Raw genomic sequence first — 22,949 nt, forward strand, 5'->3', positions numbered from 1 at the left:
ATCGAAAGATTATCACCTTTTTTATATATGCTATTTTTTACCATCGAATTAAGGCTGAACCCCACGTAAATCCTGCTCCAAAAGCTGCCAAACATACGAGATCACCGTCTTTAATCTTTCCTTCTTCCCAAGCCTCGCATAGTGCTATCGGTACAGAGGCTGCAGTGGTATTACCATATTTCTGAATATTGTTGAATACCTGATCCTCCCTTAATCCAAGTGTTTTCTGTACAAATTGCGAAATGCGAAGATTGGCCTGATGTGGAATTAATAAATCGATATCATTAGTTTTTAAATTATTTTTTGCTAGTGCTTCATGAATAACCTCAGGGAATTTGACAACAGCTTTTTTGAAGACGGCCTGTCCATCCATATTTGGAAACGCAGTCCCATCTTCGAGCATCTCCTTGGTCATCAATAATCCTCCCAATTCTTGGTCCGGCCAATCGGGCATTTTATCCAGCCAAATTCCACTGGATGCACCGGGATAATACATAGCTAGCTTTTCGGCATCGTCTCCGTCTGAATGTAAGTGCGTGCTCAGGATTCCTTTGCCGTTTTCGGCTGTGGGTTGCACAACCACTGCTCCGGCACCATCGCCGAAAATAACAGAAACGGCTCGTCCTCTCGTAGAAAAGTCAAGTGCAAAAGAGTGTTTCTCCGAACCAACCACTAGCACATTTTTGTACATCCCTGTTTTGACAAATTGATCGGCAATAGAAAGTGCATATATAAAACCTGAACATTGGTTTCTAATATCCAGCGCCCCGACCTCCTTCATCTTCATTTCCCGTTGCAGTAGAACGGCGCAGCCCGGGAAATAATAATCTGGCGATAAGGTGGCAAAGATGATGAAGTCGACATCTTCAGGTGTAATATGGGCTCGTTCGATGGCAATTTTAGCGGCTTCGACCCCCATAGTGGTGGTGGTTTCGCCTATTCGGTCTGCATATCTACGTTCTTTAATGCCAGTTCGTTCTTGAATCCATTCGTCACTGGTATCCATAAAGCGTGTTAGGTCATTATTGGTATATACATTTTTTGGAACGTAATAGCCAATTCCTGCAATTTTTGACTGTAACATAATAAATTCCTCTAATTGATTGTATTCTTCCCTTTTATATTATCGTTAATTTAGAAAAAAATATTCTATTTTTGCAGCATGGGTACCCAAACTGCTGAAGAAACCTTTACGTTAGAAGAGATATTAGCCTCTGTGAAAGAGTCTAATCGACTCATTTTGTGGAATGATGAAACCAATACGTTTGAACATGTGATTCATTGTCTCATCTATCATTTACAATATACCGAGAAGCAAGCTGAAAAGATTGCCTGGAAAGTACACACTGAGGGGAAATGTGCTGTATTGGAAGGCACCTATACGGAGATGGAAATCTATCGTAAAATTCTGAAAGCCGAGGGATTGACTGTTTCTGTGGAGTAATTTACTATTCTTTTGTTACCGTAATAATATGGTTACGCTTCAATTTTGTCTATAAGTTTTAGTTTTCTTTGCACTATAACTTATAAACTAAGCTGAAGCATGTTTTTTTACGCTAAATCGTTTAAATCTTTCTTATTTGTATTCTTTTTACCTGTTGTCCTTTTTGCTCAAACAGGTCAAATCAAAGCTATTTTAGTTGATAGCGAAACCTCTAAACCTATTTCATCGGCTAGTGTCGCGCTCTTGGACGCCCATAGTAACGTTCTTGTTAAGGGGGGACAGTCTGTATCCCAAGGATTCCTTTTGTTGTCTGATATTAAACCTGGTAAATATATTGTCCGTATCACTTATGTTGGCTACGAAACACAAACTATAGATAGTATAGCGGTCTTAGGGGGTAAAAGTAAGGACTTAGGTCGAATTGCTTTGAAACCTACGGGTAATATGTTGAATGAAGTTGTTATTGAAGGACGAGCTCCAGCCATGCAGATTGGTATAGACCGTAAAATCTTCAATGTAGGTGAGAGTTTGGTCAGCGCGGGTGGAACAGCGACTGATGTGCTTGCTAATGTTCCCACTTTGCAAGTTGATCAGGATGGATCGGTCAGTTTGCGTGGATCAAGTAGTGTGAAGATTTTAATCGACGGCCGGGAGTCTGCTTTAGCAGGAAATGATGTAACTTCTTTGCTTCAGAGTCTACCTGCCAATTCAATTGAAAAAGTTGAAGTCATCACAAATCCATCCTCTAAATATGATGCAGAGGGCCAAACTGGGATTATCAATATTGTTTTAAAGAAAAATATTCGAACAGGGCTGAACGGATCGATAAATACATCCGCTGGTTCTTATGATAATTATATGGCTGGTATAACATTGAATTATCGTGATCGGAAATTCAATTACTTCGGATCCTATAACTTCAATAAACGAAACATGTTGGGAAGTGGGAAAACGGACAACACGTTTTTTGGTGATAGCACGCGTAATTATAGCGAATCCGAATCGTCAAGAAAGGGCAATAGCCATACGGTAAAAGCTGGGTTTGATTATAATATGTCAGATCGAACTTCATTGAGTTTTTCGGGTAATTTAAGTATACGTGATAACAAGCGAATAGAGGACTTGAATTATGAGTTCTTCAAGCAATCGCAGATGACAGGAACGAGTGTTCGAAATTCAACGCAATTTGAGGACGATCTGGGTTATGAATTAAATGCTGATTTTAAACATCAATTTAAGCGAGAAGGAGAGGAGTTGACGGGGAATGCAAGTTATGGAAGAGACAAGGAAGATGGTACAAATGATTTTTCTCAAAATTATACCGATGGACGGAAGGCCACTTCACGGAAGAATGTTACGTCTGAGGATGGCAAGAATATCAACCTTCAATTAGATTATGTTTTACCTTTCTCTGAAGTAAGCAAATTTGAGGCGGGTTACCGTTCTCAAATCAGAAAGTCATTTGATACCCAGTTTTCCAGATCACTCGATTCTATAGGTAACTATGTGCCAGATTATAGAATCAGCAACGATTTTGATTTCACGAGTACAGTCCATGCGATCTATGCGAATTATCAAAATAAATTAACGGATAAAATTGGCTATCAAATCGGACTACGTGGAGAACAATTTGAGCTGAAGTCTACCTATTTCTCCAAGGATCCAGCTGCTGTGGAAACGGAATCCAATGCTAAACAGAAATTTTTCAGGTTATATCCAACACTGTTTTTAACCTACGATGTTGGTGAAAATGGGGATAAAGTTCAATTTAGCTACTCGCGCCGTGTTCAACGGGCTCGTGGTTGGCAAGTTAACCCATTTTTAAACGTATCCGATGATTTAAATTATCGTCAGGGAAATCCGAATCTGAAACCGGAAGATGTGCACAGTTTGGAAATGAGCTTTGCCAAAACCTTTGGTAAAGTAAACCTCATATCTTCGGCTTATTTCAATCACGCAAGTGAGGTTATTCAGCCATTTGTTTACAAGATAGAGGATGGAAGAACATACAGTAGATGGGAGAATATGACCAGTCGTAATCTTTCGGGTTTTGAGTTTATTTCAAAGATCAACGCAACGAAGGATTTTGACTTTACATTTAATCTCAATTTGATCCACATTCAGTATAATGCAAACCCGGACTATGATATTAAAGAACGAAAGGATTTCGCTTATAATGCTAATCTGACCGCTAATTATCGTTTTACGCCAACATTTTCTGCACAAGTGCGCGGCGAGTATAATTCTTCCCGTGTAATGGCTCAGGGACAGATGAATGCAATGAAAGGTATGGATCTGGCCTTGAAAAAAGATGTGTTTAAGAAGAAAGCTTCAATTATGTTGAATGTTAGAGATGTATTTAATTCGCGGAAAATGAATGGTGTGACAGAAACCTCTCAACTTATATCCAATTTTGAGCACCGTTGGATGAAGCGGATGGTAACTTTATCACTTTCCTATCGGTTTGGTAGCCAAGATTTAAACAAATCAAAGAAGAAAGAGTCAAATACAAATGAAATGGGCGGTGGAGAGGAATATTAAAAAATATTCCTCTTTATACACTCAAATGCTTAAATTTAATTTTAAAACAAACCTAAAACTAAAAAGAATGAAGTTATTAAAAACAGTTCTTGCGGTATCGGTGATTGCTTTTTCAGCACATCTTAATACTGCCGTAGCGCAAGCAAAAAAAGAGGTTCCTGCTTACAAAATCTTAGATTTACCTCGTGTAGATATCAAGAAATTTAAAAAGAATAAAGCTGGAGCCTATGTTATTTTTGATGGTACTTCGCTGGAAGGCTGGAGAGGATATGATAAGACCGTAGTCCCGAAAAGATGGGTAATTAATGAGGGGGCGATCAAATTTGATAGCCAAGCTAATGTTGGTAAAGAAGAAGGCGGAGATTTGGTCTTTGCTCATGATTTTAAGAATTTCGAATTGGAGATGGAATGGAAAGTTGCTAAAGGAGCAAATTCGGGTATCTTCTTTTTAGCGAAGGAAGTGGAAGGACAGCCGATTTATATCTCGTCTCCAGAATGCCAGGTCCTGGACAATGAAAACCATCCTGATGCTAAAATGGGGGTAGATGGAAACCGTAAATCGACTTCATTGTACGATATGATTCCTGCCAAGCCGCAGAATGGTAAACCGTATGGCGAGTGGAATAAGGTTAAGATCAGAGTAAACAATGGCAAGGTCGAGCATTTTCAAAATGGTGTAAAGGTTGTTGAATATACATTATGGGATAAGTCGTGGATTGATTTATTGCAAAAAAGTAAATTCAGTGAAGAAAAATGGCCTTTGGCTTTTGAATTGTTGAGCCATGTTGGTGGCGATAGCAAATCAGGGCTTATCGGTCTTCAGGATCATGGAAATGATGTCTGGTTTAAGAATATTACCGTTAAGGTTCTAAAATAGAAAAAGCAGCTTTAAGCTGCTTTTTCTATTTGCTATAGTATCGATTGTAACTCTTTTAAGTCGATAATCATATGTGATACATCGTCCGGTTTTTCAATAACATTTGGGTTAAAGAAAATGGCATCCATGCCTACATTTACGGCTCCACGGATGTCGGCATCCAGGTTATCTCCAATCATCAGTGATTGCTGCGCCCGAGCTTGAGCAGTCGTCATAGCGAACTCAAATATTCGGGGGTCCGGTTTATTCACGCCGATGACTTCCGAAATAAAAATATGTTTGAAATATTTGCTGAGGTTGCTCTTTTCCAGTTTGGTCTCACAGGCCTCTTTAAAACCATTCGATATCAGGTGAAGATTGTATCTTTCACCCAAATAAGCCAAGGTTTCATGTGCATGTGGAAACAGATTTGTTTTTTTGGGACAGATAGCGAGGTATTCCAGTTCGAATTCTTCAGGAAACAACTCCGGATCGACACCGAGCTCAGTAAAGGTGTCGGCAAAGCGTGCTTTCCTGAGTTCTGGTTTTGATATCTTTCCGTGATGATAGAGCCCCCAAAGGCGATGATTGTTAACCGTATAAGTTTCTATAAAACGAGTGGATGACTCTTGATTGAACAAGTGATCAAACTTGTATTTAAAATATAACTCGTGCAGACTTTCTTCGGCATTTTTATCAAAATCCCATATGGTATGATCCAGGTCGAAGAAAATGTCTTTTTTCTCGTGATTAAACATATACAAAATTAAAACAAATTAATTTTAAATTCCAAGTCAGTTGGGTTAGCTAGTGATGAAATTAAAGGTCACTTTTAGCGCTATCGGGTCTCCGATGGTTTATATGAGTCTGTTTGGTGATTTTAGTCTTATTGCGAATCGGTTAATTTTCTTCTTTGTGTCATAATCCTCCGGATATTTCCAAATACATAGGTGAATACCTATTTTTGTCACATGAAGAAAGCGCTGTTACTCTTTTATTTTCTATTGTTCTATGCGGTTATGCAACTGATATGGTGGGGGGTGATGTTTATTCGTTTTGATCCGAGTAAAAAGAACATGATCATAGGGGAGGGAATATTCTTCTTGATTATTTTCTTGTGGGGTGCATGGCGATTGAAGCGACTGGTTGAAAGGGAGCAGAAACTGTTGCAGCAACAGCAGAACTTTCTTTTGGCTATCACACATGAACTTAAATCGCCGTTGGCTTCTGTCAAATTGTATATTCAAACGATTTTGAGACGTGATCTTGACAAGGAGCAACAACAAACGTTCTTGAGAAATTCGCTGAAGGATATCGAGCGTTTGGATGATCTGGTTGAAAATGTATTGATGACAACCAAGTTGGACAGCCGTAACTACAGTATGCCGAAAGAGGATTTTAATTTTACTGCTTTGGTAGAACAGGTTGTGGATAGACTTCAAAAGAATTCCTGTAGTTCGCAAGTCTTGAAACCTTATTTGGAGTCGGATATCATTATTCATGCTGATAAGTTTGCGATTAGTAATGTGGTTACTAATCTGATAGAAAATGCCATTAAGTATTCACCGGCATGTGCTATGGTGGATGTGAAATTATATACGGAGAATAATAAAATAATTTTTTCTGTTGCTGACCATGGTATCGGTATCAGTGATGAAGAGAAAAAACTTATCTTTAATAAGTTTTATCGCGTGGGAAGTGAGGCAACACGAAAAACCAAAGGTACAGGTTTGGGGTTATATATCGTGAAAACCGTATTGCAGAAGCACGACGCGACCATAAAAGTTAAAGATAACACTCCTAAAGGGAGTATTTTTGAAGTAACATTTGAAAGAAATGCAAAGTAAACAAAGAATATTACTTGTCGAAGATGAAGAACACTTGTTAGAAGCTATCAAGTTGAATCTCGAAATGGAAGGTTACCGTGTTACTACGGCTACCGATGGAAAAAAAGCACTAAAAGTCTTCAAGGAGGAACGTTTCAACTTGGTGGTTTTGGATGTGATGATTCCCGAAATAGATGGATTCCAAGTAGCTGAAACTATTCGACTGCAAAACACTGAAGTTCCTATCATGTTTTTAACTGCGAAAAATAGCAGTGAGGATCGAATTACGGGTCTTAAGAAAGGGGCGGATGATTATTTGGTAAAACCTTTCAACTTAGAAGAATTGATCCTTCGCGTTGGAAATTTGGTGCGTCGTGGCATGAAACCGGATGATTTGAAAGAACTAAATTCTTATCAAATCGGTGATAAAACGATCTATTTTAATTCGTATGAGCTACATCATGCGGATGGCACGATCACTTCTTTGACAAAGAAGGAGACTATGCTGTTGAAACTGTTGATTGAACGACGTAATGAGGCAGTATCACGGGAACAAATATTGGAGACCGTATGGAATTACGATGTTTATCCATCTACGCGTACCATCGACAATTTTATCTTAACCTTCCGAAAATATTTCGAACCAGATCAAAAGCATCCGATTTATTTCCATTCTATCAGAGGTGTTGGTTATAAGTTTACCGACAATAACGCATAGGTAGAAAGAGATGATGACAATCAAGGCTAGAATAGCCGTTATTTTTATTGCTGCATTATTTTTGGGCTATGGCTTATACCAGGGGCATTATCAAACTGCTGTGCTGATAGCGGGTGGAATAGGCTACTTGATTTGGAGTCATTTTAGAGAAGGGTCCGTTTTTTTGGCAACGCAGGCTTTTCATAGACAAGATTATGAAAAGGCAAAAAACTTACTTGCTGAGATAAAGAATCCGGATGCACTTCGTAAAGGCAGGCGCAATTTCTATGAATTTATGATGGGAAACATTGCGCTTAAAGAGGAACGCGTCGATGAGGCTGAATATCATTTTCAGCTAGCTTCGCGTCTGCCTTGGAAAAAAGATAATGAAAAGGGTATGGTTATGATTAATCTAGCAAATATAGCGCTGCGAAAGTTGGATTATGAAAGAGCTAGAGCTTATACAGATGTTGCCAATAAGCTACATCTGACGGCTAGGCAGAACAGCATTATTACAAAAATAGAAAACGAAATTTCAAAACATTTATAGTGAGTACTACTTTACAAAACGACTTATTGATTAGAGCTGCGTTCTCGCAGCAAACGGAAAGACCTCCTGTGTGGATGATGCGTCAAGCTGGACGCTTTATGAAGGAATATTGGGATATCAAGAATAAATATTCCTTTTTGGAGATGTGCAAAACACCAGAAATTGCTGCGGATGTCACTATGCTCCCAGTAGATTTGCTAGGCATTGATGCCGCTATTTTATTTTCTGATATTTTAGTTACAGCTGAAGCTATGGGAGGGGATCTGTCCTTTGAGCAAGGTGTCGGTCCTCGTTTTTCTAATCCTGTTCGCTCTGTAAAGGATGCTGAAGCTTTGTCTACCAACTGTTTGGATAAATTGCAGTATGTTGCTGATGCAATCAAGGTCATTCAACAACGTCTTGACAGCCGCATCCCTTTGATTGGTTTTGCGGGCGCACCATTTACAATTTTAAGTTATTTGGTTGAAGGTGGATCTTCAAAAGATTTTAAGTTAACGAAGTTGATGTTGAACAATCAGCCTGAGTTAGCACATCTGATCCTTCAAAAGATTGCAGATGTAACGGTTGAATATCTTAACATGCAGATTGCAGCCGGAGTAAATGCAATTCAATTATTTGATAGCTGGGCCTTGGCCTTATCTTGGAATGATTATCGTGATTTTTCGCATTATTATAATAAGCAGATTATTGCGAAGTTGAACCGTAAGGATATTCCAGTCATTTCCTTTTGCAAAGGATCTTCTGTTTTTGCACCAATGATGGTCGAAGCGCAACCTGATGTTGTTTCTATCGATTGGAATGCAGATTTAAAAAATATTAAACAATCTCTGCCGCAGGGTATTGCTGTTCAAGGGAATTTGGATCCATTTGTTTTGTATGCAGATAAACCTGTTATCAAAAAGAAGATTATCGAACTATTTGAGCGCATGAGAGGTGAAAATGGTTTTATTTTCAATTTGGGTCATGGTATTATGCCGGATATTCCTTTTGATAATGTAAAATATGCCATTGAGGTTGTAAAGGAATTTAGCTATTAGTTTGCTATCCACTTCAACAACAAAAACGACTTGCCTCTGGCAGGTCGTTTTTGTTGTTACATGCTACAATCTCGTGTTTTTGATAGTGTTCTTTTGTATAATGGATGTAAGATTTGTGCAATTGATGTTTGGACGTATTGATTGCTCTTAACTTTTCTTATTTTTGTACCTATGGTCTATTTATATGCAAAAGCAGTTCATATTATCTTTGTGATTTGTTGGATGTCAGGTCTGTTCTATATGCCTCGACTCTTTATATATCATACAGAAGCTAAGGACAAGAGTCAGGAAGCATTTGATGTTTTGCATAAAGAATTCAGTAAGATGGAAAAATTACTGTGGTGGGTAATTACTACTCCTGCGATGTACATCACAGTCTTTTCTGCACTAGTTATGTTATGGTATTCTCCTGGCTTATTATCCATGGGGTGGATGCATGTAAAACTGACATTCGTTCTGGGAATGATAATTTATCATTTTACCTGCCAGAAGATTATGTTCAAATTAAGCCGTCAAGAATCCAAATTAACCTCAACAAAACTCCGTTTGTTTAATGAGGTCGCGACAGTTTTATTATTTGCGATTGTTTTTACTGTTGTCTTAAAGTCAGCCCTGAATTGGATATTTGGTGTTTTGGGGCTCTTAATTTTATCCATCGCTTTAATGATGGCCGTAAAACTTTATAAGAAGTACCGGAACAAGAAAGCATAACAAAATGTTAAATTCGTCTGGTTTCTTAATCCTTTTTTATGCTGTGTAGTCGAAAGATTATAAATTGAATCGGATTATGTACAGGAAAATTTTGGTGACGGTCTCGTTGCTTATTGTCGCAACGGCTGGGTTCGCGCAGCGATACAGACCTTTTGGAGGAGCATTAAATATCTATTCTACTGATGTTCCATTTTTTCTTTATATCAACAACGTTTTGTATAACAATAGAGCTTCCACGGATATCAGGGTCCCCAATTTGACGAGTCGTCGTTATGATCTGCGTATTGTGTTTGCTGATAGGCAGCAACGAACGTTGAACGGTAGCGGCGTGCAACTTGTCAATAGAAATGGACAATATATGAATGTTGTATTTTCTGTCAGTAGCAGACGTGGAAATAGGGGGATTATCTTGGAGTCCATGAATCCTGTTGATCGGTATAACAACGGTAATTATCGTGAGGATTTACCTTATACTAACCGGGACGGATATCGCAATGAACAAGGTAATGATCGATACAGACAATCAGAAGATCGTGACGATTTGCCAGACAATAATCGTGAAGGATATAACAAAGGATGGAATAATGATCGATATAGGCAATCAGGAGACGATAAGGTTTATCGCGACGGTGTAGCGAATCAAAGAGGATATGCTGAAAATGAAGATAATGATCAGTCTGATAACGGAGTAATGAATAAGACGAATTCTAATCGATTGAACGATCTATTGAATCAGAAGGAAAACGATCAGGATAGGCTTGCTGTAGCTGCTCAGGAATTAAAAAGTATGCGCCTAAGTGTTACTGAAATTGTTGATTTAATGGAACTTTTTATACGAGATGATAATAAACTGGCTTTTGCCAAATATGCTTATCCGACCTGTGTGGATAAACAGCATTATGAGAGAGTAGGGGATGCCTTATCGTTCAGTTCAACCCGGGAGAAGCTAGTGGATTTTTTAAAAAAATAAAAGGAGCATTTTGCTCCTTTTTTATTCACCGCCGAAGCAGATATATTTTAATTCCATATATTCATCCAAACCGTGTTTAGAACCTTCACGACCTACACCAGATTTTTTTACTCCACCAAAAGGAGCTGCTGCATTTGAAATAAGACCTGTGTTAATACCTACCATGCCAGCTTCTAGCTGTTCAGCAACACGAAAACAGCGATTTATATTTGTACTATAGAAATAGGAGGCTAGGCCAAATTCAGTAGCGTTGGCCATTGCTATTCCATCATCTTCTGTTTTGAAACTGAAAAGAGCGCAAATAGGACCAAAAGTCTCCTCGCGGAATATAAGTGCTTCTTTCGGGACGTTGGTCAGGACAGTTGGTTGGAAAAATAGGTCTTTGATGACCTTTCCTCCTGTAGCCAATTCGGCACCATGATTTAACGCGTCTTGCACATGATGCTGCACTTTTTCTAGCCCTTTTGTATTGATTAATGGACCTACCTGGACGCCTTTGTCAAGTCCATTGCCAACTTTCAATTTACTGACAGCATGGCTAAGTTTCATCGAAAACTCATCATAGACTTCTTCTTGGATTAGAAACCTATTGATGGAAACGCAAGTTTGCCCTGAGTTTCTAAATTTTCCGGCAATAGCTCCTTCGACTGCAGCATCAATATCCGCATCGTTAAAAACCAAAAAAGGAGCATTACCACCAAGCTCCATAGACACTTTTTTAATGTTAGAGGCTGATTGTTCTATGAGTGTTTTTCCGACTTCGGTTGAGCCTGTGAAAGATAGTTTTCGTATGAGGTTGTTCGTAGCGAGTTCTTTGCCGATACCAGCACTATCTTTTCCAGTAATCACATTAAAAACGCCTTTTGGAATCCCAGCATCTTCAGCCAGTTTAGCCAAAGCTATAGCAGAAAATGGTGTTTGAGATGCCGGTTTTAGCACAATGGTACAACCAGATACCAAAGCTGGAGCAACCTTTCGGGTGATCATCGCTAAGGGGAAATTCCAGGGTGTAATTGCAGCAACAACTCCGACCCCTTGCCTAATTGTAAGCATTCTAGTTCCTTTTTTTTGAGAAGGTATCGTCTCACCATAGGCCCTTTTTCCTTCTTCTGAAAACCATTCTACGAAGGAACTACCGTAGTCAACCTCTACCCTCGATTCGCTAAGGGGTTTGCCACTTTCTAAGGTCATGATTTCCGCTAGATCGTCTTTATATTGCTGAATAAGATCGTACCACTTTCGGACGGTGTTGCATCGTTCCAGTACAGTTGTGTTTTTCCAGCTTTTCCACGCCTTGTCAGCATCAATTATGGCTTTAGTACAGTCAGCTACTTTTAGATCTGGCAACGAAGCAATAACTTTCCCTGTTGCAGGATTTACCACATCAAAGGTGTGTTTTGACTTGATAAATTTCCCATTGATATAGGCACTGTCAATTAAAAGTGTATTTTTCATCGATGTAAATTTAATTGTCACAAGTATAATTAGAAGATTTCTGAACTAAACTTCACTTCAATATGATCGTTGTTTGTTCAAATGAATCTCTCTCGCTCAGATTTTGACGGTATTGTGCAAAACTCATTTTTTCCAAACCATCGATAGCGATTTTTAGCAAAATAATCATAGAGCGCATCTCTCCATTTGAGTGGTAAAATCTTCAGTAAATAACATGTCATGTATGGGAAGCCCAATTGCTTACAAATCTTTAAAACAGCTTCACTTTTGAGATAGATACCGGTTGGAGATAGGAAAACAATGGAGTCAGTATTTTTGGGAATATTTGTTAGTGTGGTCCGGGCAAATTCAGACTGCAAAGAACTAAATAAGAATTTCTTTCTGCGATTTATTCTTAATAATAGTTGAACAAAGCGATTACAGATCAAGCAATCACCATCGAAAAAGATGATATATCTCCCTTGTTGTTCCATATTATAAAGTTACTTCTATTTATTGAAAGTACTGCCACAACAAGATCATAAAAGGGAGAGATTTTATCATTAACCGAGTTTAGTCCTCTATGTAAAAAAGGCGGTGTTTCTATTGGAAACACCGCCTTTTTTAATTCCTTTTTATAGGTTTTTCATGATTGTATGTCCCATACGATCCCTTTTGGTTTTTAAGTACTCTTCGTTAAAGGGATTTGCAGTTATTTCAATAGGTACATTTTCTATAATTTCAAGACCATAACCTACTAGGCCAGCACGTTTTGTCGGATTATTTGACATAAGACGCATTTTTGTGACACCAAGATTTCGAAGAATCTGTGCTCCGACACCATAGTCTCTTAAATCTGCTTTAAATCCTAATTGTACATTGGCATCTACCGTGTCCAAGCCATTTTCTTGTAACTTGTAAGCATGTAGCTTATTGATCAGTCCAATACCGCGACCTTCTTGATTCATATAGACAATAACACCTTTCCCCTCTTGCTGGATCATTTCCATTGCTTTGTGCAATTGAGGACCACAGTCACAACGGCAAGAACCAAAAATATCACCCGTAACACAAGAGCTGTGCACCCGCACCAAAATAGGCTCATCTTCATTCCACTCGCCTTTGTAAAGCGCTAAATGTTGTTCGCCAGTGTCTTTTTGTGTAAAGGCTTTCATCTTAAAATCACCAAATTGCGTTGGCATATTAACAGTGACTTCTTCATTGATTAAAGAATCGTGCTTAAGACGGTATTCAATTAGATCTTCAATACTAACGATCTTTAAATCAAATTTTTTAGCAACCTCTATTAGTTCTGGAAGTCTGGCCATTTCACCATCTTCTTTTAGAATCTCAACCAATACACCTGCTGGTTCAAATCCTGCTAATCGAGCCAGGTCAACGGTAGCTTCAGTGTGTCCTGTGCGACGTAATACGCCACCATCTTTTGCTATTAGCGGGAAAATATGTCCTGGTCTACCTAATTCTTCATAATGAATATTAGGATCAATCATTGCTTTAATTGTTTTCGAGCGGTCTGACGCAGAAATTCCGGTTGTACAACCGTATCCCTGTAAGTCAATGGAAACTGTAAAGTTTGTTTCATATACTGCTGTATTCTGTCCCACCATTAGATCCAGATGTAATGCATCTGCTCTTTCTTTTGTAATTGGGGCACACACTAGTCCACGACCATGAGTCGCCATAAAGTTGATGATTTCGGGAGTTGCATTGCGGGCAGCTGTGACAAAGTCTCCTTCATTTTCGCGATCTTCGTCATCCACGACGATTACTACTTTTCCTGCTTGTATATCAGCGATCGCTTCTTCGATCGTGTTTAATTTGAAATCCATTTATTGATATATTGTAATTGGTACAAAGTTAGTGTAGAATCTAAATTTATTTATAATAGCGTTGTCACAATCTAATGTGATTCTTTCAATTTATTCTTTTTTGCAAGCTTTTCCTTAATCCATTTCCAAGCGGCTTCTACTTTTAATTTATATTGATCAATATCAAATAACGCGGAATCTGTCGTTGACTTGTATGTTAGAAAAGCGGCCAATGGTGTTAAGACAATAATGGCCATCCACATGCCAACGGCTGATGATATGGCACCATCTTTAGCTGTTTTTTCTGCTACTGTAGAGATAATGTGATAGATCAGAAAGAAAATGATGGCCATCACCACAGGAAGACCAAGTCCACCTTTTCTGATAATGGCTCCTAGTGGAGCTCCAATTGCAAATAGTAAGAGACAGGAGACAGCTAGGGTAAACTTGCGATGCCATTCAATACGATAACGGATATCTTTCGATTTGTAATCTTTAAATTCAAGTGTACGGCCGTTTAGATCTTCCTTTAAATAATTCAATTGGTTCAGCGCATTCATAGTGATTTGTGCTCGTTGTTCTTGTGGAACGAGATCGGTAAGCAAATTTTTAAAAGGTTTGATCTTAGCCTCTTTGACCTTTGGCTGTCCGGGTTGATTCACACTAAAATATTTCGAATAGATATTATATCGGGTGTCTAATGTACGGACGATTGCCTTTCCCATGCTGTCTATTTTGATATGATTGGAATCGATGTACATGTCTAACTGTTTCAGGTTTAACATGGCATGGTGGCTCTTGAAGAGGTTTTCGTCAGTTTTACCCTGTTGAAAACTTCCCATATCAAACTTTTGCTCTGTTTCCTTAAACTTAAACCGCGTAAATTGCTGGCGTGGATCGTAGGTCTTGGAGTTTTTAGTCCGTGCTTCCTCGTAGCGGATACCATCCTTAAGTTTAAGGATCATATAATTGTTGTCAGGAGAGTTATAGATATACCCTTCTTTGGCCATAAGTACATTATTGGCTGTATTACCGCCACGATGATCATAGATCATCAAGTCATAGAGAATTGTTCCCGCTTTGTTTTTTCCTCTAGCGCGGATTGAGTAACCTGGAATGGTGTTGTTAAAGATTCCGGGTTTGATGAGGAAATCTGCCTTTTTATTACGTACATCAGTAAGTAGCGTACCCATTTTTAGGTTCACTACGGGGAGAATATAATCGGAGAACAGAAAAGAACTTGTTGCGAAAATTGCAACGAGTATAAATAGCGGGGTCATTGCTTTACGTAAAGATACGCCTGCAGCCTTGATTGCAACTAATTCATAGCTTTCACCCAGATTTCCGAAAGTCATAATGGAGGAAAGGAGCATGGATAAAGGCATTGCCATTTGGATTTGAACAACGCATTGATATCCAATTAGCTCCATGATGGTATACCATTCAAATCCTTTTCCAATCAAATCATCAATGTACTTGAATAGGAAAAGCATCAATAAGACAAACATCACAATAAAGAATGTGACAATAAATGGTTTTATGAAAGCTTGAAGAATAAGTAAATGAACCTTTTTCATCCGTGACGCAAAGCAAATTGATGCCTTTACATTAAGGCATCTCCCAACTAAGAAGCTCCTGCTGGAGCCCCTAGTGGAAATATATTGCAAAGATAGGCTTTTTTATGCACCTATAACACTTTGAAGATAGACTATTGAATTTTTCCAAATTAACTTTCTATTTTCAAGGTCTTCTTCTTTAGCATAATCTGTTATCTTAAGAGCAACATCATTCGTTAGCTCGTCTTGATCGATCTCCAGATCGAAATAATAGGGATCATCATCTAGCCATTTAAAGCGTACAGATTTATTTTCTTTTGATGCTACAATTTTTGCTCGGTGAGGTTCATCATCCCAAATGAAAGTATAAACGGTGTCTTTATAGTTTACATCATCTGCAAACCATTGCGCCAATTCGTTTGGTTCTTGCAAATACGGAAATAAAATTCTAGGTGAAGAGTTGATGATATATTCTAGTTGGAATTTTATTTTATCTGCCATAAAAATGTTTTTTTAAATTTTAGTTTGTTTAAATCAAAAATAAGCTATATTTGCATTCCCAAAAATGGCGGGGTAGCTCAGATGGTTAGAGCGTTGGATTCATAACCCAAAGGTCGGCAGTTCGATTCTGCTCCCCGCTACAAATCTCTTCCAAAATTGCTTTTTATTGCATCAACTTATTATTTGTAATAATACATATTTATTTTGTTATTGCAAGTTTTTTTGTAAAAAGTTGCTCCCGTTTTTTAATAAACATGTTGTTTTTTGGGCTGTCAATTTTTTTAAGTTCATTTTCTATTTTTCAATGCTAAATTTATTGAGTTAAAAATGAGTTTGTTGTGTTTAATACAAGTTTTAAATAGGCCAGAATCAGTAAAAAAATAAAAAAATCTTTTGAATTGACATACGAAGTGGTATATTTGCATACCGAAACGGCGGGGTAGCTCAGATGGTTAGAGCGTTGGATTCATAACCCAAAGGTCGGCAGTTCGATTCTGCTCCCCGCTACTAAAAGCATCAATCTTAACAAGATTGATGCTTTTTTTATGATTGCATGTATTTCCTTTTTATCGCATTTCCTTTTTTTCGCTGCTGGCAAGATTACATCTATCTTTGTATTGTTTTATGGATAATATTTAAATAATGAATATAAGACCTATACTAACCCTATTTTGCTTTTTTATCTGCCATCATGTTTTTGCACAACAAGGCACAAAAAGCCACGTCGTTACACATCAACGGAAAACCATTCTATGTGATGCACAGAAAGGCGAGAATTCTTACCCGGCTTGGGGAGTATTTCCAAAAGAAAATTATCCTATACGAAAGGTTACTATGTTTGTTACGCTGGGGAGCCCGGATAGTTTGCGCACGGCGCATTGGGACTATTTGGATCACATCGTATTACGTCGTAAAGGAGGGAAAAATGGACCAGCACTAAATTATGAATTAGGAAGAATGCTTACGCCATATGGTAGTATTTACAATAAGGGATGGAGTTGGAAGTGGCAGGTCGATGTAACTGATTTTGCTCCTTTCTTAAGGGATAGCGTGGAAATTGTCTATACTCATTCTGGTTTTGAGGACAAGACTGTGGGATGGGCACTTACCGTAGATTTTGAAATTTTATCAGGTCCACCAGTTGTTACCCCATTGGGAATAACAACGCTGTGGAATAAAGCCTATAAATATGGGGATGTCAACGAAAAGATAGCAGAAAATCTACTGCCAATAACATATACCTCGAGTGCGGGAGCAGCATTGAGCCGAATACGCATTCAGCATACAGGGCATGGTATGGATAAACCACGTGGCTGTAGCGAATTCTGTAGCCGGTGGCGCGAACTAACCTTCGATGGAAAGACTGTGGACAAACGTGATATGTGGAAGAAATGTGGGGGTAATCCACTTTATCCACAAGGCGGGACCTGGGTACATGACCGCGCATATTGGTGTCCTGGAGATTTACAGCAGCCTGATTTTATTGATGTATTTACTAAAGTTGGTACCCATCAAATTGCCTTACAGATGGAACATTATACAGCGACTGATAATGTGCAGGCTGTCGAAAATATATCCGCTTACTTGTTTCAATATTCTGCCCCTAAGCAAAAAGTTGATGTTGCCGTTGAGTCAATAATGGTTCCAAGTGATGAACAGCGTTTTTCTCGATTAAATCCGGCGAGTGTTGGCCCAAGGATCTCTTTCAGAAATTTAGGTGCTGAGCCGATTCGTACCCTAGAAATTGTTTATGGCACGAAGGGATTCCCTGCCAGAACTTTTCATTGGAAAGGTAATCTTTCTTTTAATCAGGTTGCAGAAGTTATACTGCCTGGAGAAATACAAGAAAGAGATCAGGAGAATGTATTTACGGTATCACTTCTAAAACCGAATGGCAAGTCGGATGCGTGGCCTATAGACAATAAGGCGGAAAGCGTCTTTACCGCGCTGCAGCTATTTCCCACTGATTTTGTTTTGGAGTTTATGACCAATAATAAACCGGCGGATAATCGTATATTTCTAATTAATGCAAAGCAGGATACGGTCTTTCGCAAAAATGGCGCCCAACTGGCTGCGGCAACGATGTATAGAGATACTTTACACCTTAATGATGGAAACCACTCACTCTCTTTGGCCGATACCGCAGGTAACGGACTGCAGTTTTGGGCACAACCTGAAAATGGTGATGGCCATTTACGAATCTTCGATTTGAAAGGAAACCTTATTCATGCTTTTGAAAGCGATTGTGGAAATGGCGAAATGTTTAGTTTCCATGCTAAACGTGGATTTGAGACGGGTCTAAGTTCAACGCAATATGCCTTCTCGCTTTATCCAAGGTCGGTTGTGGATAAGACTCAACTAAGCGTAGTCTCCAATGAACCGAGTGAGATGACTGTGCTTTTTATGGTTGATGGCGTTTTGTGGCAAAAACACGAATACAAATCCATTCAACAGGCTGTGCTGAATTATGATGTGAGTCATTTACCATCAGGAAGAATAATCGTAGAAGTTTTGATGGATGGTATTAGCCAGTTTAAAGGACGAATAAATAAAAGATAACCGGATAAAGAAAAGCGTGAAGATATTTTGTGCTTAGATTTTGAAGAATTTGATAAAAAAAGCTCCATTATGGAGCTTTTTTTCATCTGTTTAATCAATTGTCGTCGTAAGCTAAGCCTTTCCAGTCTTCTCGCTGTAAGTACTTCAGCATTAAAAAGAAGATGAACCATGCAAGTCCAGCTAAGATCCAAATTAGTGTTTCATAGTGGAAAATGGTTTTATGTAAGTATCCCAAAATACCCAATAGACCTAATATCAGTAGATTAGTTATTGCTTTTGAATTGGATTGACTAGCCTTCGAAAACGGATAGCTTTTGACAATAAAAAGCATAATCAGAATACTTTCGATACCGCCAATAGCGGAAGATAATAGCAGATCATTAATAGAACTGAGACCAAATAGTGGTACACAGATAGAAAGAAACAGAATGTTGAACGGTAAAACATATTTGATAAGACATGCTTTAAGAACTCCAGTCATCAGTTGTCCTGGTTTTTGTATGGGAGTCACATGGTAGACCCAGGCCGCTTTATATTTATTACTTTGCGTAATAAGCTGGAAAACGGTTAGTATGGTTAATAACGAAAGATAAAACATAATTATATACAAGCCTGAATCACGAAGCTTCGCTATTTTGCCAGCTATTGGGAGATCATCTCCTGTACGTAGAAATAAAAAAACGAAATAAATAGGTAGATAAGCCAACGAAGGGTATAGCTGTTGCTTAAATTCTCTCGTTTTAGAACTTATCAGCCATACAATGCTAAATCCTGCCTCTTCAACCGGGGATGAGCAAACCTTCGAGGAAATTCTTTTATATAAAGGTAATTGGGATGGATTATTTCGAGTTAATTGTGAAGCTTCATCAGGAAGGCTATCGGCGGTTGCAAGTGCAGCTATTTTCGCATTAAATCCACGTGAAAATAGCTTAGTACAAGCGTAAATACCAGCAAGAGGAGTTAGTATTCCTAATGTTGATAAGACGACCATATGTACACTGTGGCTGCCAAAGAGTAATGGTTGAAATGATGCAATCCAGGTACTTGGGAATATCCAAAGAAATCTGAGCTGTTCCATCGTTAAATGAGATTCTACAATAGATTGAATCAAATTAGGGCCAACATAATAGGATAGGAAAAGAACTAGCGAGAGACCGATCTGTATATAAGTAATTACATCTTTAAACTTTTGTATGGGGAGATATTTGATGCTAATCAGATAAAATCCGTTGACAAATATCAGCGCGATCAATGTGCTTAGTATAAGCTGCAGACATAGAAGAAGGACGGAGACGATATCCCAATTGAAAGATACATAAATAAGCACAGGTAAGGTTAACGCAATTACTTGATTAAAAAGCTTGATTGCAATAAAAGTTATTCGGGAAATAGCTAAAGTCTTATCATTAACTGGTCTGGGCATAATGATATACTGATCCCGAGTATCTAATAGTATGGGCGAAAAATCGGACACCAGTGTAATACTTAACATGCTAATGAAACTGAGTAGCATGATCGAAATGGCTAAGTACCTATCTGGAATCGACAAAATAATGACCATGAATATCAGGCCAAAGATGAGATACAATAAGAATTGTAAAATCGATGACGACGAAGATGATTTTCCCGAGCTACGTTTGCGAAAGCTAATAGGCTTTCGATTATCTAGGATTATTTTGGTTTCTAAGATGATTTTAAACTGTTCATAATTGATACCTAAGCCTTTCCAAACCCCACGAAAAAGAAGGATAAATTTTAAGATAAATTTTTCCATGTTATTGAATTGCTGTAATGATATTGGAAGCGTCCAATGCGCTGCTGCCCGTATTGGTTAATTTAGCAAATATATGCTCCAATGATTCGTTAGGATCTGTTTTTAGTTCCTCAATCGTACCATCCGCAATGATGCTCCCCTGGTTTATCAGTAAGATCCGATCAGATACTTTTTCAACAACGTCCATCATATGTGAACAATAGAAAATTGTTTTCCCTTCTTTTGCAAGTAATGAGATAAGTTCTTTAACAAAGATAACAGCATTAGCATCGAGTCCAGATAATGGTTCATCCAGCACGATAATTTGTGGGTTATGAATAATTCCTGAAATTAAAAGTACTTTTTGACGCATTCCTTTGGAGAAGGTATCCATCCTATTATTTACATTAGATTCAAGGCCAAACGCCGCTAACAGTTTTAAGGAACGTTCCTGAATGACCTTATCTTCCATTCCATAGAGTTTACCTACAAAATCCAGGTATTCCATGGGAGTCAGTACATCATATAATTCTGCGTTTTCGGGAACATATCCCAATAATGCTTTTACTGCAAGTGGATCTTTTTGAATATTGATGCCATTAATTTCTACAGTGCCTGTGAAGTCCTCGATAAGTCCTGTTAATATTTTAACAGTTGTGGATTTGCCGGCACCATTTGGGCCAATATATCCGATAACTTGACCTGGGAATATGTCGAGGTTGATTCCTTTCAATATTTCTTTTTCTCCGTATGACTTTTTTAGGTCAACAATCCGGATGAGAGGTAATATACTTTCCATATCATTATAATCTTCAAAGTAAACTTACATAAAAAATTGGAGTTATAGTTTCCAATTGAAAAGTATATGATACCTAATTTTGAGAAGAAAGTCTTTATTTTAATCAATGGAAAAGGGACCTTCCGGTCCCTTCAAAAATTATGTTATTTTCGGAAAAACTACCTATCGTTTTTAGGATATCCCTCTTCATCGAGATCATCTCTCAAATCTTCTTCGTTCTCGGCTAATTTCTTGTCCAAAGGGGATAAACGTTCATGATCAAAAGTCTCGATTCGCATGTTAGCATTATCTAGATCTTCCTCTTTGAGTTCATCTTGTGTTGCATACTCATCTCCGACAAAAGGATTAGAGTCATCGTATGTTGAATCATCATCAATTGCACCTTCAGCTACTGTATCGTAGTCAGCCGGGTGATCGTAGTCTGGATCGTTGTCATCGACATCCATTTCATAACTGTCAAGTTCTTCATTAAAAGCAAGGTCCTGCTCTTTATCTGGATAATCTTCTTCGACTTTCCCATTTTTACTTTCTTTTTTCGACATAATCCTGCTAATTTTTATTTATCTGTAAAACAGTTCCCGTAAAAAAAAGTTTTTGATTTATCTGTGAAAGCGAATGTTCCAGTGCCACTAGGAGGTCAGGAATGTGAAGATTCTTTTGGAAAGATAAAATCCAAAAAATGGTTAAAGCAGTAAAACAATATAATTATATGTTTGTTTTATTCTAAAATAGGAATTATGATCTTCAAGCGTTTAAATTATCAGACTTTACAGAGTTTACGCCTACAAGGCTACAATATTTTATTGACCATTGGTCGGGCTGAAGATGAGAACCCAATTTATTTCCCAATGAAATTGGAATCTTTTAATTCCAGTAGCTCAAATTTTGACAGTCATGATGCAGCGACCTTTCAAGGAAAGAAGATTCTTATTTTGGATGAAGCCATTCAACGCTCTTTAAATCACGATCTTAATGGTGTAATCCAACTCGATAACTAAGCACTATTTTTAGCTCTTTTATAAGAGCTGGGTGTAATATTTCTTTTCTTCTTATAGAAATTGGTTAGGTGACTTTCATCATTAAATCCGAGTTCTTCTACAATTTGTTTCATCGTGTATCTATTGGATGCTAGTCGCTCCTCAATTAGTTTAATACGAATATCGTCTATATACACTTTGTAGCTTTTTGAATATCTTTTTTTAAAAAAGGCCCCAAAATAATTTGCTGAAATTTGGAACTGATCTGCAATCGACTTGATTTGTAATTTATCCGGGAAATAGATATTTTGCTGTATGTATTGCTCGATCTCTTGAGACAATTCATAAGACTCGTTAATAGGTAGCTCCAGATCTTTCAATATATTTTCTACTAAAGCGAAAAGGGACATTGTCTGGTGGAATATAAAAATTGATGCCGCTTCATGTTCACTCTCATATTGTTGAATTAGCGAAATTACCCGCTCGATCAGTTTTTTATTTTCCTTTTTAAGGGATAGGCTCTTATTTAACAATGTCTTCGAGTTAAAGATATCAACCGGGTTGTGAGTAAGTCTAAAATTTTGTTGTATAAAGTGCAGATCTTTAAAGTAGGAGTTGGAGAAATAGAGTACAAATGCAGTTGTATCTTTTTTTGTCTCAAGTGTTTCGAAATCTTTATTCAAAAAAAGTAAATTCTCTTTGGAAAATTTTAAATTATTCCCTTTCGATACGAGTGTGCCTTCGGTTATATAAACTAACGCAAAATCAAAACCCGTTTTATTGAGTTCTAATTTTTCTTTATGCTTGATTTTTTGAGATTCGAAAGATAAATTCATCATATGTACAGAGTCTATTGGAATAATCGCTACAAACCTAAGAAAAATGGATTAAAGACCTTGCTATTTCCTC

General features: G+C 37.9%; 22 protein-coding genes and 2 tRNA genes. 13 read left to right on the forward strand and 11 right to left on the reverse strand.

Annotation, left to right across the window (positions count from 1 at the left end; all coding sequences use genetic code 11):
* Window positions 1-37: 37 nt before the first annotated feature.
* Window positions 38-1,084: a 3-oxoacyl-ACP synthase III family protein gene (locus B2O97_RS03000; RefSeq protein WP_070563148.1), complete on the reverse strand. Its 1,047-nt coding sequence runs from the start codon at window positions 1,082-1,084 to the stop codon at window positions 38-40.
* A gap of 78 nt (window positions 1,085-1,162) precedes the next feature.
* Between B2O97_RS03000 and B2O97_RS03005 the strand changes: the two genes are divergently transcribed.
* The 3 genes from B2O97_RS03005 to B2O97_RS03015 all read left to right on the forward strand — a co-directional run bounded on the left by B2O97_RS03005 (window position 1,163) and on the right by B2O97_RS03015 (window position 4,862).
* A complete protein-coding gene (locus B2O97_RS03005; RefSeq protein WP_046671971.1) occupies window positions 1,163-1,444 on the forward strand; it encodes an ATP-dependent Clp protease adaptor ClpS in 282 nt (93 codons plus the stop codon).
* A gap of 99 nt (window positions 1,445-1,543) precedes the next feature.
* Window positions 1,544-3,985 (forward strand): TonB-dependent receptor domain-containing protein, encoded by a 2,442-nt coding sequence (locus tag B2O97_RS03010; RefSeq protein WP_115046647.1) that lies wholly within the window; start codon window positions 1,544-1,546, stop codon window positions 3,983-3,985.
* Window positions 3,986-4,052: 67 nt separating this feature from the next.
* Entirely contained in the window at window positions 4,053-4,862 is an 810-nt protein-coding gene (locus B2O97_RS03015) for a 3-keto-disaccharide hydrolase (protein ID WP_083295832.1), read from the forward strand.
* A 32-nt stretch (window positions 4,863-4,894) separates the two neighbouring features.
* Here B2O97_RS03015 and B2O97_RS03020 read toward each other — a convergent pair whose 3' ends face one another.
* The gene (locus tag B2O97_RS03020; RefSeq protein WP_286766924.1) at window positions 4,895-5,599 is read right to left on the reverse strand and encodes a YjjG family noncanonical pyrimidine nucleotidase; all 705 of its coding nucleotides are present in this window, start codon (window positions 5,597-5,599) and stop codon (window positions 4,895-4,897) included.
* Between the two features lie 213 nt (window positions 5,600-5,812).
* Here B2O97_RS03020 and B2O97_RS03025 point away from each other — a divergent pair, with 213 nt between their 5' ends.
* The 6 genes from B2O97_RS03025 to B2O97_RS03050 all read left to right on the forward strand — a co-directional run bounded on the left by B2O97_RS03025 (window position 5,813) and on the right by B2O97_RS03050 (window position 10,632).
* Window positions 5,813-6,688 (forward strand): sensor histidine kinase, encoded by an 876-nt coding sequence (locus tag B2O97_RS03025; protein WP_070563141.1) that lies wholly within the window; start codon window positions 5,813-5,815, stop codon window positions 6,686-6,688.
* Complete coding sequence (locus tag B2O97_RS03030) at window positions 6,678-7,385, forward strand: response regulator transcription factor (protein ID WP_070563139.1); 708 nt, start codon at window positions 6,678-6,680, stop codon at window positions 7,383-7,385. Before B2O97_RS03025 ends, B2O97_RS03030 begins: the two co-directional genes overlap by 11 nt.
* A gap of 10 nt (window positions 7,386-7,395) precedes the next feature.
* Entirely contained in the window at window positions 7,396-7,914 is a 519-nt protein-coding gene (locus B2O97_RS03035) for a hypothetical protein (RefSeq protein ID WP_236560284.1), read from the forward strand.
* Window positions 7,914-8,951, forward strand: coding sequence for a uroporphyrinogen decarboxylase (hemE, locus tag B2O97_RS03040; RefSeq protein ID WP_070563136.1), 1,038 nt, complete (start codon window positions 7,914-7,916; stop codon window positions 8,949-8,951). The genes B2O97_RS03035 and hemE overlap by 1 nt, the downstream gene beginning before the upstream one ends.
* 171 nt (window positions 8,952-9,122) lie before the next feature.
* The gene (locus B2O97_RS03045; protein WP_070563133.1) at window positions 9,123-9,662 is read left to right on the forward strand and encodes a CopD family protein; all 540 of its coding nucleotides are present in this window, start codon (window positions 9,123-9,125) and stop codon (window positions 9,660-9,662) included.
* 76 nt (window positions 9,663-9,738) lie between these two features.
* Window positions 9,739-10,632 carry a DUF4476 domain-containing protein gene (locus B2O97_RS03050; protein WP_070563131.1) on the forward strand — a complete coding sequence of 298 codons (894 nt, stop codon included), beginning with the start codon at window positions 9,739-9,741 and terminating at the stop codon, window positions 10,630-10,632.
* 21 nt (window positions 10,633-10,653) lie between these two features.
* Here B2O97_RS03050 and B2O97_RS03055 read toward each other — a convergent pair whose 3' ends face one another.
* From B2O97_RS03055 to B2O97_RS03070, 5 genes are all read right to left on the reverse strand, one after another.
* The gene (locus B2O97_RS03055) at window positions 10,654-12,087 is read right to left on the reverse strand and encodes an NAD-dependent succinate-semialdehyde dehydrogenase (protein WP_070563128.1); all 1,434 of its coding nucleotides are present in this window, start codon (window positions 12,085-12,087) and stop codon (window positions 10,654-10,656) included.
* A 77-nt stretch (window positions 12,088-12,164) separates the two neighbouring features.
* Window positions 12,165-12,560 carry a thiol-disulfide oxidoreductase DCC family protein gene (locus tag B2O97_RS25220; protein ID WP_369012010.1) on the reverse strand — a complete coding sequence of 132 codons (396 nt, stop codon included), beginning with the start codon at window positions 12,558-12,560 and terminating at the stop codon, window positions 12,165-12,167.
* Between the two features lie 141 nt (window positions 12,561-12,701).
* Complete coding sequence (locus B2O97_RS03060) at window positions 12,702-13,916, reverse strand: bifunctional 3,4-dihydroxy-2-butanone-4-phosphate synthase/GTP cyclohydrolase II (RefSeq protein WP_070563122.1); 1,215 nt, start codon at window positions 13,914-13,916, stop codon at window positions 12,702-12,704.
* Between the two features lie 71 nt (window positions 13,917-13,987).
* Window positions 13,988-15,472, reverse strand: coding sequence for an LptF/LptG family permease (locus tag B2O97_RS03065; RefSeq protein ID WP_070563119.1), 1,485 nt, complete (start codon window positions 15,470-15,472; stop codon window positions 13,988-13,990).
* A gap of 102 nt (window positions 15,473-15,574) precedes the next feature.
* Window positions 15,575-15,952, reverse strand: coding sequence for an START-like domain-containing protein (locus tag B2O97_RS03070; protein WP_070563117.1), 378 nt, complete (start codon window positions 15,950-15,952; stop codon window positions 15,575-15,577).
* A gap of 66 nt (window positions 15,953-16,018) precedes the next feature.
* Between B2O97_RS03070 and B2O97_RS03075 the strand changes: the two genes are divergently transcribed.
* From B2O97_RS03075 to B2O97_RS03085, 3 genes are all read left to right on the forward strand, one after another.
* Window positions 16,019-16,092 (forward strand) — tRNA-Met (locus B2O97_RS03075).
* A 293-nt stretch (window positions 16,093-16,385) separates the two neighbouring features.
* Window positions 16,386-16,459, forward strand: a tRNA-Met gene (locus B2O97_RS03080).
* Window positions 16,460-16,594: 135 nt separating this feature from the next.
* Window positions 16,595-18,511: a peptide-N-glycosidase F-related protein gene (locus B2O97_RS03085; RefSeq protein WP_159333396.1), complete on the forward strand. Its 1,917-nt coding sequence runs from the start codon at window positions 16,595-16,597 to the stop codon at window positions 18,509-18,511.
* Window positions 18,512-18,605: 94 nt separating this feature from the next.
* Here B2O97_RS03085 and B2O97_RS03090 read toward each other — a convergent pair whose 3' ends face one another.
* From B2O97_RS03090 to B2O97_RS03100, 3 genes are all read right to left on the reverse strand, one after another.
* Window positions 18,606-20,285 carry a hypothetical protein gene (locus B2O97_RS03090; protein ID WP_159333395.1) on the reverse strand — a complete coding sequence of 560 codons (1,680 nt, stop codon included), beginning with the start codon at window positions 20,283-20,285 and terminating at the stop codon, window positions 18,606-18,608.
* A 1-nt stretch (window position 20,286) separates the two neighbouring features.
* Complete coding sequence (locus tag B2O97_RS03095) at window positions 20,287-21,063, reverse strand: ABC transporter ATP-binding protein (protein WP_070563110.1); 777 nt, start codon at window positions 21,061-21,063, stop codon at window positions 20,287-20,289.
* 158 nt (window positions 21,064-21,221) lie between these two features.
* Entirely contained in the window at window positions 21,222-21,605 is a 384-nt protein-coding gene (locus B2O97_RS03100) for a hypothetical protein (RefSeq protein ID WP_070563107.1), read from the reverse strand.
* Window positions 21,606-21,800: 195 nt separating this feature from the next.
* Between B2O97_RS03100 and B2O97_RS03105 the strand changes: the two genes are divergently transcribed.
* Window positions 21,801-22,061, forward strand: a complete 261-nt coding sequence (locus B2O97_RS03105) for a hypothetical protein (protein WP_070563105.1) — start codon at window positions 21,801-21,803, stop codon at window positions 22,059-22,061.
* On the opposite strand, the gene B2O97_RS03110 is transcribed toward B2O97_RS03105, so the two are convergent.
* Window positions 22,058-22,879 (reverse strand): helix-turn-helix domain-containing protein, encoded by an 822-nt coding sequence (locus tag B2O97_RS03110; RefSeq protein ID WP_286709741.1) that lies wholly within the window; start codon window positions 22,877-22,879, stop codon window positions 22,058-22,060. The two genes, B2O97_RS03105 and B2O97_RS03110, sit on opposite strands and share 4 nt — an antisense overlap.
* Window positions 22,880-22,949 lie beyond the last annotated feature (70 nt).

This window comes from Sphingobacterium sp. UBA865 (genome assembly GCF_002295765.1).
Lineage (GTDB): Bacteria > Bacteroidota > Bacteroidia > Sphingobacteriales > Sphingobacteriaceae > Sphingobacterium > Sphingobacterium multivorum.